Origin of the sequence: Paenibacillus oralis, from assembly GCF_003863965.1 — a bacterium.
In the GTDB taxonomy this organism is placed as follows: domain Bacteria; phylum Bacillota; class Bacilli; order Paenibacillales; family Paenibacillaceae; genus Fontibacillus; species Fontibacillus oralis.
In genome coordinates, this window is the sequence record NZ_RRCN01000003.1 from 1 (window position 1) to 14,379 (window position 14,379).

Sequence of the window (14,379 nt, forward strand, 5' to 3'; positions counted from 1 at the left end):
CGATTTAAAAGCGTATCAGGATGCGAATACACTCGATGTGGGCGAGGATATGAAACGCCGTTTCCAGGAAGTGAAGGTAGATTTGGGGTTGCGGACGGACGGCGCGGTATTGGAGTTTTTGATTGATAACTATCAGGGAAGCCTGCAACTTGGGATGGGGGCATTTGAAACCTATAAGCGATTGAAGGGGGCTGGAAAGTGAGAACGACGTTACGTGAATTACTGGAAAAAATATGCCGTCCGGAAGGGCCGTTTCAGTTGTCATCTTATAAGTGGCCCGAAGTATCGGAGGAACTGCTAAACGAAGTGAACGAGTGGTACACCATTGGTATTCCTGGTGCGCTGCTAATTTTGAGAGAATCGGACGTACCTAGGGGCGATTATGAATATTCCGAAATTATCCCCCTTGTCGTGGCGGTGGTTAATCGGAAGACGAATGAAGAATATTTTGCGGAAGAAGACGAAGCAAGGCGAAAAGAATATCCAGAAATGGGAGGATTGCAATGATCGGTGGTGTGGATGGGTTTGAGTTGCCCGAAGTGATTAGTTCGAAAATCGCGAAGTTGATCGAACGGAATGACGGGTATCGGGACGTCTACGAATTGTTCAAGGCACAGGGCATGACCGATAGGGAAATTTACTGGAACATTCTTAATGATTTTTTGGACTATGAGCTTGAAGGGAGATGTTTGGATTGAAAATCATTTGTGAATGCGGTTATGAGATGCAGCTTTATCACGCAGGCGATTTTGATCCAGAAGATGGCGAACGGTTTGATGATCCTATGTATGTTTGTCCGCATTGCGGTAACCAACAACCTGTCTGGACTATTGATGATATGGAGTAAGAACGATTGTATACGGAATCGCGGCAGCTGCGCGCCCGGCCAACGCCTTTTTGTATACGTTGGCAGCTCCGCGGATCTCGTTTTCGTATACGTACCTTGTTCGGATCGGCGTTGGCCAGCCGCGCAGCTGCCGCGATTCCGTATACACTAAAGGAGATGAACGCATTGGCAACATTGCTTTGTATTCTCGTGTTTTTAATTGCCGTTCTTCTTTTGCCTGCTCTATTTGTTGTTTTCAGACAACTCTTATATGCCGAAATGACTCCACAAGAAAACAAGAGCAAAACGGAGAAAAACGAAGATCGCAACTTTTTGATTTGGCCCTAAAAAATCGAATGTTCCACGGAAGCAAAATCGGCCGTCATCGTCCAAAATGACGAAATTTCAGGATCGGGCGGCTGGACATGTTCACAAAAACCGGGATTTTGTACATATGTCCGCTAGATTTAAAAGCCTATAACTGAAGACAGTAAGCCCCTAAAGATGATAACCTAAAAAATGGAATTCATTTTTGGGGGTATTTTGTATATGGCTAACAGAAGAAAAAAGGATTCGGGTGTTGGGGAGGGATTATCGACACTGCTTGTGTTTGCATCTTTTTTTTGGGTGTTTAACCAAACCAAATCAATTGGCGCTGGGGTTGCTGCCGGAGTAATTGTTTTACTACTGGTTGTGATGATTTTATTAATTATTCGCATGATCAAAGAAGAAAAGCTTAAAAGATCGGGGATAAAGGAAATAGATAAAATGAGTGGTGGACAGTTTGAACAGTACTTAGGGCTTTTGTTTAAAGGGTACGGGTATTCGGTAAGTATTACTAAACTGTCTGGAGATTACGGGGCCGATTTGGTGCTTTCAAAAGGTGGGAAAAGAATCGTGGTCCAAGCTAAACGGTATAGTAAAAACGTCGGTATCAAGGCTGTACAGGAAGCGCAGGCGTCTATTGCTCATTATAAAGCTTCAGAGGCATGGGTAGTGACCAATAGTAATTATACGCCAGCAGCCTATGAACTGGCGAAGTCAAATCAAGTGCGATTAATTGGGAGAGAGGAATTGATAAATATGATACTTAGACTTAAGGATAAGAAAAAATGATATAATAATAGGGACAGGGTTCCGGTGGGAAACACGGCATAGCCTCTTTGAAAGGGGGTGATGCCGTGTCACTCCTTGAACTTCTGCTTAAACTTCTGGATGTGGCCGTGAAGCTGGTCAGTATTGCTACTGGGCTGTGTACTTTGCGGGGGAACTGGAAGCAAGCACGAAGTAAAAGGAAAAACCACCGGAGATAGGTTGCCGCCCGATCCGGTGGTTTTTTCGCTATGATCGCCGTGGTTTTCACTGATCCTGTCTGGCTGTGGTGCGTTCGGCGTACCGCAGCCATTTTTATATCTTGCCCCATTATATCACATTTATTTCATATTGGCTTGCCCCGGGCCTGTCCATAGCGGACAGGTTTTGCTATTATGTGGATATGGGGAGGGATGCGGGAAATGCTAGGAACCAAAGAAATAAGCGAGATTCTTAAGGTAAAACCCGTCACAGTCCGAAAGTATGCTGCTGCACTAGAAAAGGCCGGGTATATCGTCCAACGTGACGATAACGGAAATCGGGTCTATACTCAAAATGACGCTACGGCATTCCGCGAGTTGCAGGCGTTATGCGAACGTAGCGGGATGACAGTAGAAAACAGCGCGGAGGTTATCACAGCTAGAACTTTACGCGCTACGCAGGCTGAAAGTTCTGCGGTAGTTCCGACCAATGGACAAGCTGTAATGCAATACGATCCTCGATATGATGAACTGATTAACACGATTAACAACCTAGTCAATCAAAATTCAAAAATACTTGAGCAAAACGAACGGATGGCGGAAAGAATGGCCGAACAGAATGCGAATTTGACGCAGATCATGCGCGAAGTTACCGAAACTAAACGCATGATTGCAGAGAAACAGCGGAAAAGTTGGAAGTTTTGGGAGCGAAATAAACAGCCAACTGATCCGCAAAGCGACCCGGAATTAGCGTGGAAAAAGCGGGAAAAGAGGATATATTGAGCGCCGGGGGCGAGTAATAAAGTAGATATGTATATATCTATACTACGCTGCACGGTGTTATACAGTTTGGTAGGTAGCTTGCATATTGCTGGCTACTTTTTTTGTTGTATGCTAAGAATAAAAACAAAAAAAGGAGCTGATTTTAATTGGTTTGAAATGGGGAGTTGCATGGGCGGAAAAAGGAAGGACCCGGACGAAGTAATCAAAACAATCAGTATAAACCTTAAGCAAAAAGTTCTGGATGAAATTGCAAAGGAAGGAAATCCAAAACACGTAATAGAAGCGCTTGTAAACTCAAAATATTCAAAATAAAACTATGGACATATTTCCCTTTTTTTTTTAAGATTACATAGGAACGTATCATCTGATTAGATCATATGTTCTCATATTTTTTTAGGAAATTATCTGTTACCGTGCAGCGTTGTATAGTGCTAAAACGTTGCACGGTGACAGATAATACCAAACTTTGCTATTCTGAAAGTAGTTCAAAAACGAATAGCAAAAAGCCCTACAAGGTGCGCCAACACCTTATAGGGCCGTGGGTAGAGCGACCACACCGCTCAATCCCCTTTTCACACAATAGACGATTTTTTGCTTGCGTGCAATAGTTCGTTATTTCTATTTCGTCGTGTGATCCGTGGGAGAGGTGTAGCCGTTTGGCTGCCCTCTCCCTTTTGTTTTTTTGCTATTGGAGGTGTTTTTTTTGAACGAGAATCCAGATACGGAGGTGACGCCGATCGAGGAACCTTCGGCAAGCCCTCAAGCTTCTGAAACCGGAAATTCGGAATTGCCGGAGAGCGGAACGGATAAGCCTAGTCAAGAGGAACCGGAGCAGCCTCAAACGGGTTATAAGGATCAGCTCCAGAAGATCATAGACACCCTGCACCAAGATGACCAACATAAAACCCTGGTCGAGCTGCCTAACGGAACATCTTTTGTCCTGGTATCTAAAGTGACGGTTGGTGAGGCCCTGATTGCTTCGGCTGTATTCCTTCTGCTTAGTTTCCAGGTGTTGAAGTGGCTGCTCAATCATGTTTGGAGGCGATGAATTGGAGGGGTTTTTGAGTTTTGCTCCGAAGACAGCGGGCATATTAATCGGCCTTTCCTTCGCCGTTCCGGTCGTTACGGCGATGATTTCCAGGTTTTTGATCCGGGTGGTGGCAGAATGTCGACGCTGATAGGTGGAGCGCTGATTTGGTTGCTTGGTAACTTTGATTTGATCACGCTGCTGGCCTCTTTTACGCTCGGGATCGGTGTCATTGATACTATTTTCTCCATCCGTAGCGAATACGAGAGGGGGCGCGAATTTGAACGTCTCTGATATTTGGGACTGGAATTTTTTTTGGCAAATGTTTCGAAATTTCATGTCTACAGCTGCACCTTTCGTGATGATTGTTGTGGTCGTTGTTGTGGTCGGCTTGCTAATTGGGGTCATTATTAGGGCCGTATCGAGGGCTAAATCATGATGGGGTCGGGTATCCCTCCCGGACTGCCGGGGCCGTGGCTGGACGCCCAAAAACTGGCTGAGTTTTGGGGCTATGTGAAGTGGTTCATGAAATACAACATGCCTGCCTTTATGATCGTTGCAGCTGTTTTTGTCGTAGGAATGGTAATCGATATGATCGTAGACATTCCGCTGAACGCGAAGCGGGAGCAAGAACGCTCACACCGTCATGATGATGACGACGATTTGGAAGTTAAGTATTACTAATGAGTCCGGGGGAAACCCCTCTCTATACAATTTAATTTCAAGGAGGAATTTTATTTATGTTACCTGCTGCTGTTACTGTTGATTTTTCTGGTATTACGTTGCCTTTTGGGGTTGCTGACATGCTTGCTACGGCGACCAGCTTCCTGGGGATTTACGGCCCGTGGATCCTGCTTGTGCTTGGCGTCATCTTCTCGCCGGTTCTGTATGGCTTGGTTATGCGTCTGATGGGCCACGCAGCAAAGAAAAACCAAGTCAAATCTTAATGATCGACCAACAAAAAAACAGGAAAAGCCTAGACTCTTTTCGTCTGGGCTTTTCCAACTAAATAAGGGGGAGCGAAGATGAGAAAAAAATTATTAACGAGCTTAATTTTTTTTCTGATTTTGGCTCCCTTTTTTGCTCTAAACGTTGCGGAAGCTGCGACAGTATCGGTAAAAAACTATTTTTATGCTCATGCGAATAAGCCCGGAAACTACTACCTCAAGCAGAAAGATGGATCGGATTCCCAGGATGGCGACGAGGTTGAGTCTGACGCATACATCAGAAGCTTTTTTATTTCTGCCCAAGGTTTGGGGAGCGGGGATAAGTTGAAAGTGGTGCTGCCGGACGGTACGGCGCAGTACGTACAGCCGGGAAACGTGACGCTTGAAAAACAAGACGCGAAATGGATGAAAATCGTGCTAATCAAAACGTCGAACACGGAGACTTTTGTCAGGGTTAAGAGTTTGTCAACTTTTGATTACGGGGCAAATGTGAACGTACTTTATACGCTTGATCTTGATCCGCCTACCAAGTATGGGGATTTGGGCGGCGATAGTGGTTCAGGCGGTAACGATGGCGGCGGTAGCTCCGGGGGCGTCGATTGGATTTGGAATAATGGAACGCGCCGAATCACTTGGACAAAATGGCCGACAGGGACATACCAAATTGTTGTCACCGGACCGGATGGGCAAAAGTATAAAATCGTGCCGAATGATAAGGTTTTCGCAGTTGAAACAAATGCGGGCGGCAAATACAAGCTTCAAGCGGTGAAAATGGACGGGACGGTCTTGTATGAAAAAACCATGACTGTTCCAGCAGCAGACGATCCAGGAGGGGGGACCGATCCCGGAGGAGAAGACCCGGGTGGGGGAACTGATCCCGGAGGGGAAGACCCGGGCGGCGGTGATCCGGGAGGCGATCCGGGTGGTGGTGGCGATACGGGGCAATGCAATGCGTGTGAAAATATCAAAAAAACGCTGGAATGCCCGGAGTTTGACACGTACTTGGGGAAATGGGCCGATATGATCCGCAGCACATTTCCACCGCCGCCAGATTGGGAAGAAATCGCCGATCTGATTGGGGACGCTACAATCAATCATTTGTCCGATTACCTGGGTGATGTTCCTTCCCCTCCGAGCCGTAGCGAAATTGAGCGGGCGACCGATACGCCTTTGCCGCAGCTAGATACATCCGTGGAAACGGATGATTTAGTGCCTAAAGTACCGGATGAGTACAAGAAAGGGAAGATCGTTTTTGAACTTAATAATGGGCCAGAAATTGAAGTGAAGGACGAGTCTAAGCCCTTCCGAATCGACGATCCGCTTGAAAATGTGAACCAAAAAAGCGATCCGGTCGGCGTTCCGGTGATTCCTGGCGATCCGCGAAATAATTCGGACGGCATTAAGCAGCCGGATAGCATTGATACCGGAGCGGCGCCACAACCAAAAGTCGAGACGGGAGCCCCTCCGGTTCCTAACCCGACGCCAGAAACGCCGCCTTCCACGGTTCCGGTTCCTGCCGATCCTGGAGGTGGCCCCGCTATACCGGACGCTACGGACGGGCCGATTCCAATACCGAAAGGGGGTGGTTGAAATCAAAAAATGGTTAGTGGGGTTAATTGCTGCGGTGCTGTTTCTTCCCGTGGGATTTGTGCATGCCGCCGCCGAAAAGGCCGACCTATCAAAGTACCCTATCATTGCGACATGGATTGTGGGCGGATACGGCAGCGGGGGGAGCAATGTTACAGACAAGCTAACTGACGGGGACATAAATACTTTTGTCACGCTAGGGAAGGACCAAGCGTATAAATACCCTCGTATGGTGTGGTCTAAATTCTCTGCCGACGGGTCCGTAACAATTGACATTACCAAGTTTTACGTAAGCACTAAGGGTGGCAATACCAAAGAGTTATATTACCGTTTTTACGATCACAAAGGCAATCAAATAGCCTCTTTTACTGGGTCTGGTGGAACAACTATCTATGTGAACAAAAACGGTGTGGCCGGGTGGAGTGTAGAGGCAAACGGATCGTTCTATGTAGAGCATTATTTAGCCGAAGTCAGCCTAGAAGGCGTTATACACGAGCCGGAAGACCCGGCAAAGTATGTAATCAGCAGTTTGCAGCTATCAAATGTATCCAACACATCGTTTAGAGCTTCATGGACGCCTGTTCCGGCCAAAAATCTAAAGCATTATTTGGTCACTATTAACGGCAAATCTCAAACGACAAGCAACACGTCAGTTGTGTTCGAAAAGCTGGACAGGAATTTGGCCTATACAGTAACGGTTAAGGCGGTTGATATATTCGACAAGGCCTATGACGAAATCCAAGGGACATATGATTTTCCGCCCCCTACGCCTCCGGCTCGGCCTGGGGGCCTTAAGGCGGAAGTCTCGTCAGACAGGACAAGCATTGATTTAAGATGGGCTAAAAGCACGGATGAAGATTTTGCAGGGTATGACTTGTATGTGACCGATGTGACCTCCGGGACACAGGAACGAAAGCTCAATTCGGCTTTGATGCAGGGGACGACCTACACTTTTAGAAATGCGCAGGCCGAGCATACCTATCGTTTTAAGCTTGTGGCCGTGAACGTGTACGACCAAACATCCGAGCCCGCAGAGGCAACAATCACAGTCACCAAAAAGGTGACGGACAGCGAGCAGGAAGAAACAAACGAGTATTTGCTTGTGACCTGGACGGAAACGGAAGGGGCTACAGGCTACAGGATTTACCTTAATACTCGGCTGATTGCCACGGTCGGCCCGGAGGTTAGAGAGTTTAAGATTACGAAAGCCATGGGGTACATCCCGGGGGCGTTCGGAAATAAAGCAGAAGTTAAAGCGATCTTTGCAGACGGATCGGAAGGGGGAAGCAACCCCGGGAACGGTAGTGGTCCGGGGGGCGGAGTTCCTGGCAAATACCTTGATTTTATCGGCGTGATCCCTATGATCGAAACGGCTATAGGCTTTATATCAATCTACATGCCTTGGATCGTCTTGATTTTAGCCGTGGTTTTCTCTCCGGTGCTGTATGGCCTTGTGGTTCGTCTCCTGGCTTATGCCAGGGCAAAAAATTGGATTAGGAGCTGATAAGGGAAATGGTAGTTGCTGAAATTTTCGACCTGGCTACAAAAAACCTGATGTTTATCGCTCCGGCCCTCCTGGTGTTCACAGCCCTTGCTTTTTCGGATGCCTTGGCCGGGGGGCTTGTGCGTCTGATCAAGCGAGCAGCCAAAGAATTTAAGATATGATCAGGGACATTTTAAGCGCCTGTTGGACGTTCCTGGAGAGGCTATTCCGTCGGCTGTTTGAATTTTTAGGCTCGCTGTTCGGGAAGCTTTTCCAGACGCTTTTTGATTTTCTTAAGGTGCTGCTCCGCCCGATTTTCATCGTCATTGCCCTTGTGCTTTATGTCGTCTACAAGATCGCGGAGCTGGCTATAGCACTTCTAAAGCTTTTTCTAGGCATTGCGAAGCTACTGGTTATGTTTGTTAAAGGAATATTCGTCACACTGGCCGGATTCACTTTTACGCCGTCCGCCCGGTCGGATGGATCATGGACGCCGATTTTTAAAAACGTGCTGCAAAACGGCCTGAATTACTTCCAGCTCGACACATTGGCCTATGTACTGATGTTTTGCATTTGGTTCGCCACGGGATTCGCGGCGATCCGCATTATCGGTTCTATCAGAAACGGAGGGGACTAACCATGTATGATTATTTTCTCCCTCCGGCCATAAAGAACTTTATTGATTCAATATTTGATGCCCCCTTACAAATCTTGAGTATGGGGTACGAATACCTGGGAAGAGTGGGAACCGTAGCGGGGCGCGGGATCAACCTAAATAACTATTTTGGATTTTTCTCGTACCTCCCTGCATCGATGCAGGCGGTTGTAAACTCGCTGATTGCTAGTATCCTGCTGCTGGCCGTGCTCCAGCTCGTTAAATCGTTCGTAAGATTGTATTTCGCGGTTAAAGACGGTGCGCAGTGGTGGTAGTGTATACGGATTTGCCGGCGCCGGCGCGCTGCAGATCCATTTATCGTATACATTTTGCGACGTCCGGATCTCGTTTTCGTATACGTTCACCGCGTCGATCGGCGTTGGCCAACGCAGCAGCTGCCAGGTGATCGTATACAAAAATCGCTGAAGCAACCAGGAGAGTGTATACCAAGAAGGGAGACAAGAAACATGGAAAGCAGCGTATTCAGCTATTTTTTTGCGATAGGGTCAGGCTTTACGCTTGGCGTAGCGGTTATCGTGCTGCCTGGGATATGGGCGACCAAAAGACTAATTAAGAAGCCGGGAGGTAAAAAGCATGCTGTTTAGTAATAATCGCGAGCCGTACGAGCCGGAGGACGTGCTGATTCTTTTCAAGGACGACGGAACGGCGGATATAGCGCCTATCGTAACGATTAACGATGAAAGAGTTTACGCCGAGTCGCCCCAGGGGAATTATGCGGTTCCCGTGGGGGAAGTGCGGAGCTATGTAGGCCGGAAAGGGCGGATTTTCTTGTATCCAACCACGGTCGAGAACGTGACGGATTGCCAGCGGATCGCCGCTTTGGAGCGCAGCACGGTTTTGAGGTCCATTACACATTTTGAAGACCAACAAGCGCTCCCAGGAAAGCCGCTGCCAATCTTTAAAATCATGTTGGGCATAGCAGCAGCCATATTGCTGATTATCATATTTAAGGCGGTGTAAGCCATGAATCCCACGAACAACGCCGACAAAATTCAATCCGTAATTAATGACGATCTGTTTCCAAATGTGCAGCACATTTCCGACGTGAAGCAAGTCTTGGAATTTATGACGGACTACGCAGCGCCGTTAAGTGAGGAGCAAATCAGAGCTATTTTGCTTTTGGAGGACTTGGGGAAAAACAAGCGGCTACACGGGGACAAAAACCCATACCAAGGCATTATAAAGGCCATAACGGGCGATTATAAGCGCGCCGTCTCGAAGACGGAAACGTTCCTGCGGACGATTGAAGAATTGATTCCGAAGCCTCCGAAGCCTGTCATAATGGCTGATGGCCGGATGGTCAAGGGAGGGAAGTAACCCATGCCTCATGTAATCGGCATTATGGGCAATTTGGGGGCCGGAAAGACGACGGTAGGATCAATGATGGCCTGGCTGTACAAAAACGCCATAGAGGCCCGCGGTGGCACCGTGCAGCTGTTTGCAAACTATGATCTATACGGCGCGGAGCGCATGCGGGTATCCGAAGATTGGTTTAAAATAGCGGAGGCCCACGGCTCTATTATTTGCTGGGACGAGGCTCACCGATCATTCGATAGCCGGAAATCTCTTAAATTTGAAAACACCCTGGCAACGGACGTTTTAACGTTCTGTAGGAAGATGGCGAGCATTCAAATTTTTATGACGCCAAGCATCCGGCGACTGGATACGCGAATACGGGAAATGCTTGAAATCCTGATCCATGTAAGGCCCATGGGTAATAAGGGGATCAAACTTGACTATTACAACTTTACAGCGGATTCCTACGGGCCAATGGGGCAACTGATCCAGTCTCGTTTCCTGGGGGGCGGCAAGGTTTCACAGATTCACAAACTAAATCTATTCGATACGCATTCATTCGTTAGCGGATTCCCGTTGCCGCGCACGGAGCGAGCGGCAGAGAAGTTTATGGACGAATTGGAGCAAGTACACAACGAAGCACTAAGGAGGCTTGGGCATAGAAATGCTAAGAAAAATCAAACAATCATATCGGACGCTCCGGCAATTCATTTCGCTGGCGCGTAGCGTGCGGAGGTTGATGAAATGACGATCATACCGGAGGGCAAGCTTAAACACGATCCGCAGCGGCTACTATACCATTTCCCAAGCATCAACAAAGTTAGATATACGAAGCTGTCCCAGGAGTTTTATTTCTGGCATAGCGTGTCCGTAGCGGAGGAAACAGCCAGGATGTTCGGGCGGCTGCTCGTTCCGGCGCGTTGCCTCCACTGGGAGCGGAAGATGAGGCTTGCGGATCGGCGGCTACAGATCGGCAAGAAGTCTTTTTATGTTGCTGCGCTCGAGGAGCTGACAGAGGTAGAGAAGCGGAAATACTTCGCGGAAATCGAATACAAGGAGGCGTGAAGGTGGAAGGGTCAGGGAAAAACATTTCGGCATCCCAGGAGCTGCTGGGGGCATGTGAAAGCTTCAAACTGAAGGTGAACCAGGTCTATAGAGCAAATCTAATCAGCTCGGGCCTGTATAGCAAGCTCATGTCCAAGGTCAAAGAGGTACACACGACCATAAAAACCGATGTACTGACGCAGGAACTTAAATATGAGCGAGCCGGAGGGCGGTTTATCGAACCAGGCACGGACGCCAGAGGGATGTTTGTTCGTGAGAAAAAATAGACGTATACAATATGACGGCAGATGCGGCATTGGCCAACGCCGATCGGTACGGAGAACGTATACGAAAACGAGATCCTGGAGCTGTCGAACGTATACAAAAAATGCAGCTGCAGCGCGCCGGTCTTGGCAAAAACGTATACAAAGGAGGATTACAAGATTATGAAGAAATGCAAATACTGCAAAGGAACGGGCAAATCAGTTATCGCTATTGAAATGCCGCTACTAACAGGATTAAAAAACATTAATAGATTTTCACCTTGCTCTCATTGCTGGGGGAAAGGTGTTAGAAATAAGTAACCTAATGCAGAAAGGAGAAAGGGACGCATGAATATGAAGACACTGAAAAGAGTTATGTGGGTAATAGCTGAATTGGCAGTAGTAGCAGCGGGGATATGGTACGGTATACACATGTGTAAGGATGTGGCATCCAGGCTAACGCCGGATCAAATCAGCCTAATTAAAAGCTTGGCAAGCCCGGAAAATTTGAATGTGAGGAAGGTTTTTCTTTATTATTTCGCATCTATTTTCTTGATTCCGGCCATGTACGTGCTTTTATTTATGCCGAGCCGGATCGAGGCGCTTATAATGTATCTCTCAAACCTACTATCTAGCAGGAAAAAGAAGGAATTAGTAGACATAAATAAGTAAAAAAATACGAACAAATCTTCTGATTAGAAGAAAAGTTCGCCAAAATTCGGGAGATTAGGGGAGAAAACCCTAGCCAAATCTACTAGATACGTGGTAATATTTTCTTACACAAAAGAAAAGGCCACGTTTCACGGCGGCTAGGGTCTACCAAACCCTAAGCTGCTTAACCGATCCTCAACATCGGAGAAACAGGCGCGCGCTAAAACAATGGCTTTGGAATTTATTTTACAGGATTTTTCTCCTGTTTTCAAGGCATATGTTAGGCCCTCCTGTATCCTCGTCGTGGGGATCGGGAGGGCCTTTTTGGTTCTACATACACGAACGGAAAGGGCTCGCCCCGACACATTTTTTAAAAAATGGAGTCCAGGGGCTTGATTTCCTATTGTCAAAAACGGAAGGAGGCCGCTTGTGTCTTTCAAAACTTCACACGGAGTAAGGAAAAAGAAAGGTAGATGGAGCAAGAAGAAAAAGAAGGCCATGCATACATATTCATGCCCGTATTGCTTCACGAGGAATGATAATCCGCCACGGAAATTAAGCGATAACATGCCGTATTGCTCAAGGTGTTTCTCCCACACAGGGGAGTTTACCGAGGTCAAGTATGTCACGTACTACAAACAAATATAGGGCGCTCAATGCCACCCAAAACGACAAAAAGCTTGTGGGGTAGTCGTCCCCACCCCCGCGAAGAGAGCCAGGATAAAACTTGTCCCTGGTGTGTCTGCGGGTGGTTGCCGTCAGAGGGTCAGGGCGTAGAATCAAGTAGATTGCCCCTGCAATCTCCCTAGATGGGCGTTGTGACTCCAACGACCCTAACCCCGTCCGTGTGTCCCTTGTGGGACAGGCTGGCGGTCAGAGAGGCCCTAAACAGGCCCACGCGATAAAGCACGACCTAGGCGCGTCTGATGACCGTTAAAAGCGACCCGATCGACGGCGGCTCCAAGCTGCCTAATCGCTTTCAGCTCCCCCTTTGTGGGGGGCTGTCTGCTCGCCTCTCTCCGGCTCACCATCTGCCTACAGCAAACCCAAGAGCAGACGAAACGCAGGGGCGGGCGTGGGGAGCATGCTTTTAATCTAGGCGCGCGGCAGCGCGGCTACCTTCTTACGCGCCTTGGGGATAAGTTGCAGGGGCCGGGAAGGTTGTCCACAAGCCCCCTTGAGACGATAAGGGGTGACGCCCGACCACGGGTGGCCGACCCCGGCCACCACGCCGCACCAGCGGCGACGATTTTCAAAGCCTGACACGCAGGAATCAAGTGGATACAAAAGGCTTGCATTTGGATACAAAAAGGTGTATTATGGATACAGGAGGGGATTTCGTGGAAAATTCGCAAATTATTGAACAAGCTTACAAGCTGGCGACGCTGGCGGAGCCGACCGAAGAAGTTCGGCAGCTCCTGGAAGGGCAGGAGTTGGAGCGAGTTTTTGAGTTGCTTTTGATCCTGCGCGGCTGGCCGAACGTCCGAAACCCTGCCGGGTTCCTCCGGCGGGCGATTCAGGAGGGCTGGACGCCGGAGACGAAGCCGCAGAAGGTCGATAGGCGGCTTGAAAACTACGAAGAGCGGTATTATACCCGGCGCGGATATACGCCGGAACAGGCGAGGGAGATGGTTATCCGTGGAAGATCGTAAATTGTATCGAGTGTTTTGGATGGATGGCTCCCCTACTGATGTACTAATGTCCGAAGATGAAGCCAGGGAATTTGAGTATTACCTCACTGTTAGCTCTGTGAGAGAACTAGAAGGAGGCAAACATGAAGGACACCAGGAAGAACATTAAGGCGGCTCCGGCTGTCAAAGCAGCTATCGAATCGATACGTATGGAACTGGGCGTGAAAACGGAATCCCACGCTTTGGCCTATCTCGCGGCCATGTATAGCGATATGAAGGGCCGAAAAATTACGCTGGGTGACCATCAAAGTTATTTGAGCGCAGCGGAAGAAGTCAATAATCAAATATCCATGTGAAAGGCGGGTTAATGTGCTGAATAGTACCGATTTTATTTTGGTTTTCCTGATTGCTGCGGCTTTGTCTCCAGGACTTCATGCTATTATTGATGCCTCACTAACCGACAACAGCGATAACCAAAACGATAACCAATAATGTATACGCAATGCCATGGACCGGCGCGCCGATCGGCGGCGATCCGGACGAAAAATGTATACGAATTGAGCAGCTGCCAGGATTCAAACGCATACGAAAACGACCTAAAGCAACCAGGACTGAAGGGAGAAATGTATACATGAAACAAGCAGCAGAAACCACGATGCGGGTTCCGCATGAACTCAAAGAAGAATTGAACGAGCTGAAGGGAAAGCTGTTCGTAACTACGCCGCATGAGGCCGTTAGAAAGCTTATTGTGTATCATAGCAAGTCCGAGCAGGAAAAAAACGATTTAAAAGCGTATCAGGATGCGAATACACTCGATGTGGGCGAGGATATGAAACGCCGTTTCCAGGAAGTGAAGGTAGATTTGGGGTTGCG

At 48.0% G+C, this 14,379-nt stretch carries 28 protein-coding genes and 1 pseudogene; 27 read left to right on the top strand and 2 right to left on the bottom strand.

Annotated elements, in window-relative coordinates:
- The 4 genes and pseudogenes from EHV15_RS36915 to EHV15_RS36920 all read left to right on the top strand — a co-directional run.
- A pseudogene (locus EHV15_RS36915) lies at nt 1–202 on the top strand (hypothetical protein); the annotation flags it as partial.
- Entirely contained in the window at nt 199–507 is a 309-nt protein-coding gene (locus EHV15_RS36120; protein WP_128636104.1) for a hypothetical protein, read from the top strand. The pseudogene EHV15_RS36915 and the gene EHV15_RS36120, both read left to right, overlap by 4 nt.
- Nucleotides 504–698, top strand: coding sequence for a hypothetical protein (locus EHV15_RS36125; protein WP_124333744.1), 195 nt, complete (start codon nt 504–506; stop codon nt 696–698). Before EHV15_RS36120 ends, EHV15_RS36125 begins: the two co-directional genes overlap by 4 nt.
- Nucleotides 695–847 carry a hypothetical protein gene (locus tag EHV15_RS36920; RefSeq protein WP_170180071.1) on the top strand — a complete coding sequence of 51 codons (153 nt, stop codon included), beginning with the start codon at nt 695–697 and terminating at the stop codon, nt 845–847. Before EHV15_RS36125 ends, EHV15_RS36920 begins: the two co-directional genes overlap by 4 nt.
- Here the strand turns inward: EHV15_RS36920 and EHV15_RS36130 are convergent.
- The gene (locus tag EHV15_RS36130) at nt 828–1,022 is read right to left on the bottom strand and encodes a hypothetical protein (RefSeq protein WP_128636105.1); all 195 of its coding nucleotides are present in this window, start codon (nt 1,020–1,022) and stop codon (nt 828–830) included. The genes EHV15_RS36920 and EHV15_RS36130 overlap by 20 nt on opposite strands.
- Here EHV15_RS36130 and EHV15_RS36925 point away from each other — a divergent pair.
- The 12 genes from EHV15_RS36925 to EHV15_RS36185 all read left to right on the top strand — a co-directional run bounded on the left by EHV15_RS36925 (nt 1,013) and on the right by EHV15_RS36185 (nt 8,582).
- Nucleotides 1,013–1,174, top strand: a complete 162-nt coding sequence (locus tag EHV15_RS36925; RefSeq protein WP_178076138.1) for a hypothetical protein — start codon at nt 1,013–1,015, stop codon at nt 1,172–1,174. The genes EHV15_RS36130 and EHV15_RS36925 overlap by 10 nt on opposite strands.
- A gap of 201 nt (nt 1,175–1,375) precedes the next feature.
- A complete protein-coding gene (locus EHV15_RS36135) occupies nt 1,376–1,942 on the top strand; it encodes a restriction endonuclease (protein WP_246062149.1) in 567 nt (188 codons plus the stop codon).
- A gap of 398 nt (nt 1,943–2,340) precedes the next feature.
- Entirely contained in the window at nt 2,341–2,901 is a 561-nt protein-coding gene (locus tag EHV15_RS36140) for a MerR family transcriptional regulator (protein WP_178076139.1), read from the top strand.
- Between the two features lie 66 nt (nt 2,902–2,967).
- The gene (locus EHV15_RS36145) at nt 2,968–3,213 is read left to right on the top strand and encodes a hypothetical protein (RefSeq protein ID WP_128636107.1); all 246 of its coding nucleotides are present in this window, start codon (nt 2,968–2,970) and stop codon (nt 3,211–3,213) included.
- Between the two features lie 391 nt (nt 3,214–3,604).
- A complete protein-coding gene (locus EHV15_RS36150; protein ID WP_125011019.1) occupies nt 3,605–3,949 on the top strand; it encodes a hypothetical protein in 345 nt (114 codons plus the stop codon).
- Nucleotides 3,950–4,066: 117 nt separating this feature from the next.
- Nucleotides 4,067–4,222, top strand: a complete 156-nt coding sequence (locus EHV15_RS36930; RefSeq protein WP_170180074.1) for a hypothetical protein — start codon at nt 4,067–4,069, stop codon at nt 4,220–4,222.
- Nucleotides 4,223–4,363: 141 nt separating this feature from the next.
- Nucleotides 4,364–4,612 carry a hypothetical protein gene (locus tag EHV15_RS36160; protein ID WP_128636108.1) on the top strand — a complete coding sequence of 83 codons (249 nt, stop codon included), beginning with the start codon at nt 4,364–4,366 and terminating at the stop codon, nt 4,610–4,612.
- A 56-nt stretch (nt 4,613–4,668) separates the two neighbouring features.
- Nucleotides 4,669–4,875, top strand: coding sequence for a hypothetical protein (locus EHV15_RS36165; protein ID WP_128636109.1), 207 nt, complete (start codon nt 4,669–4,671; stop codon nt 4,873–4,875).
- 78 nt (nt 4,876–4,953) lie between these two features.
- Nucleotides 4,954–6,465: a hypothetical protein gene (locus EHV15_RS36935; protein WP_178076140.1), complete on the top strand. Its 1,512-nt coding sequence runs from the start codon at nt 4,954–4,956 to the stop codon at nt 6,463–6,465.
- Nucleotides 6,458–7,966 carry a fibronectin type III domain-containing protein gene (locus EHV15_RS36180; protein ID WP_128636112.1) on the top strand — a complete coding sequence of 503 codons (1,509 nt, stop codon included), beginning with the start codon at nt 6,458–6,460 and terminating at the stop codon, nt 7,964–7,966. The genes EHV15_RS36935 and EHV15_RS36180 overlap by 8 nt, the downstream gene beginning before the upstream one ends.
- Before the next feature lie 8 nt (nt 7,967–7,974).
- Nucleotides 7,975–8,127 (top strand): hypothetical protein, encoded by a 153-nt coding sequence (locus EHV15_RS36940; RefSeq protein WP_178076141.1) that lies wholly within the window; start codon nt 7,975–7,977, stop codon nt 8,125–8,127.
- Nucleotides 8,124–8,582, top strand: coding sequence for a hypothetical protein (locus EHV15_RS36185; protein ID WP_128636113.1), 459 nt, complete (start codon nt 8,124–8,126; stop codon nt 8,580–8,582). Before EHV15_RS36940 ends, EHV15_RS36185 begins: the two co-directional genes overlap by 4 nt.
- 134 nt (nt 8,583–8,716) lie before the next feature.
- Here the strand turns inward: EHV15_RS36185 and EHV15_RS37095 are convergent, their stop codons facing one another.
- Nucleotides 8,717–9,016, bottom strand: coding sequence for a hypothetical protein (locus EHV15_RS37095; protein WP_128636114.1), 300 nt, complete (start codon nt 9,014–9,016; stop codon nt 8,717–8,719).
- A gap of 51 nt (nt 9,017–9,067) precedes the next feature.
- On the opposite strand from EHV15_RS37095, the gene EHV15_RS36950 reads away from it, so the two are divergent.
- The 11 genes from EHV15_RS36950 to EHV15_RS36235 all read left to right on the top strand — a co-directional run.
- Entirely contained in the window at nt 9,068–9,205 is a 138-nt protein-coding gene (locus EHV15_RS36950; RefSeq protein WP_178076143.1) for a hypothetical protein, read from the top strand.
- On the top strand, nt 9,195–9,581 hold the full coding sequence (locus EHV15_RS36195) for a hypothetical protein (RefSeq protein WP_128636115.1): 387 nt from the start codon (nt 9,195–9,197) through the stop codon (nt 9,579–9,581). The genes EHV15_RS36950 and EHV15_RS36195 overlap by 11 nt, the downstream gene beginning before the upstream one ends.
- Before the next feature lie 3 nt (nt 9,582–9,584).
- Nucleotides 9,585–9,938 (top strand): hypothetical protein, encoded by a 354-nt coding sequence (locus EHV15_RS36200; RefSeq protein ID WP_128636116.1) that lies wholly within the window; start codon nt 9,585–9,587, stop codon nt 9,936–9,938.
- A 3-nt stretch (nt 9,939–9,941) separates the two neighbouring features.
- Nucleotides 9,942–10,643: a zonular occludens toxin domain-containing protein gene (locus EHV15_RS36205; protein WP_128636117.1), complete on the top strand. Its 702-nt coding sequence runs from the start codon at nt 9,942–9,944 to the stop codon at nt 10,641–10,643.
- Between the two features lie 18 nt (nt 10,644–10,661).
- Nucleotides 10,662–10,982 carry a hypothetical protein gene (locus EHV15_RS36210; protein WP_128636118.1) on the top strand — a complete coding sequence of 107 codons (321 nt, stop codon included), beginning with the start codon at nt 10,662–10,664 and terminating at the stop codon, nt 10,980–10,982.
- Between the two features lie 2 nt (nt 10,983–10,984).
- Nucleotides 10,985–11,248, top strand: a complete 264-nt coding sequence (locus EHV15_RS36215; protein ID WP_128636119.1) for a hypothetical protein — start codon at nt 10,985–10,987, stop codon at nt 11,246–11,248.
- Between the two features lie 159 nt (nt 11,249–11,407).
- A complete protein-coding gene (locus EHV15_RS36955) occupies nt 11,408–11,545 on the top strand; it encodes a hypothetical protein (protein WP_178076144.1) in 138 nt (45 codons plus the stop codon).
- Nucleotides 11,546–11,572: 27 nt separating this feature from the next.
- Nucleotides 11,573–11,896, top strand: a complete 324-nt coding sequence (locus EHV15_RS36220) for a hypothetical protein (RefSeq protein ID WP_128636120.1) — start codon at nt 11,573–11,575, stop codon at nt 11,894–11,896.
- Between the two features lie 1,319 nt (nt 11,897–13,215).
- A complete protein-coding gene (locus EHV15_RS36225) occupies nt 13,216–13,527 on the top strand; it encodes a hypothetical protein (RefSeq protein ID WP_128636121.1) in 312 nt (103 codons plus the stop codon).
- Nucleotides 13,528–13,649: 122 nt separating this feature from the next.
- A complete protein-coding gene (locus EHV15_RS36230) occupies nt 13,650–13,862 on the top strand; it encodes a hypothetical protein (protein WP_128636122.1) in 213 nt (70 codons plus the stop codon).
- Nucleotides 13,863–14,137: 275 nt separating this feature from the next.
- Nucleotides 14,138–14,379 (top strand): hypothetical protein (locus EHV15_RS36235; RefSeq protein ID WP_148101075.1); only part of this gene is annotated, 242 nt, incomplete at its 3' end.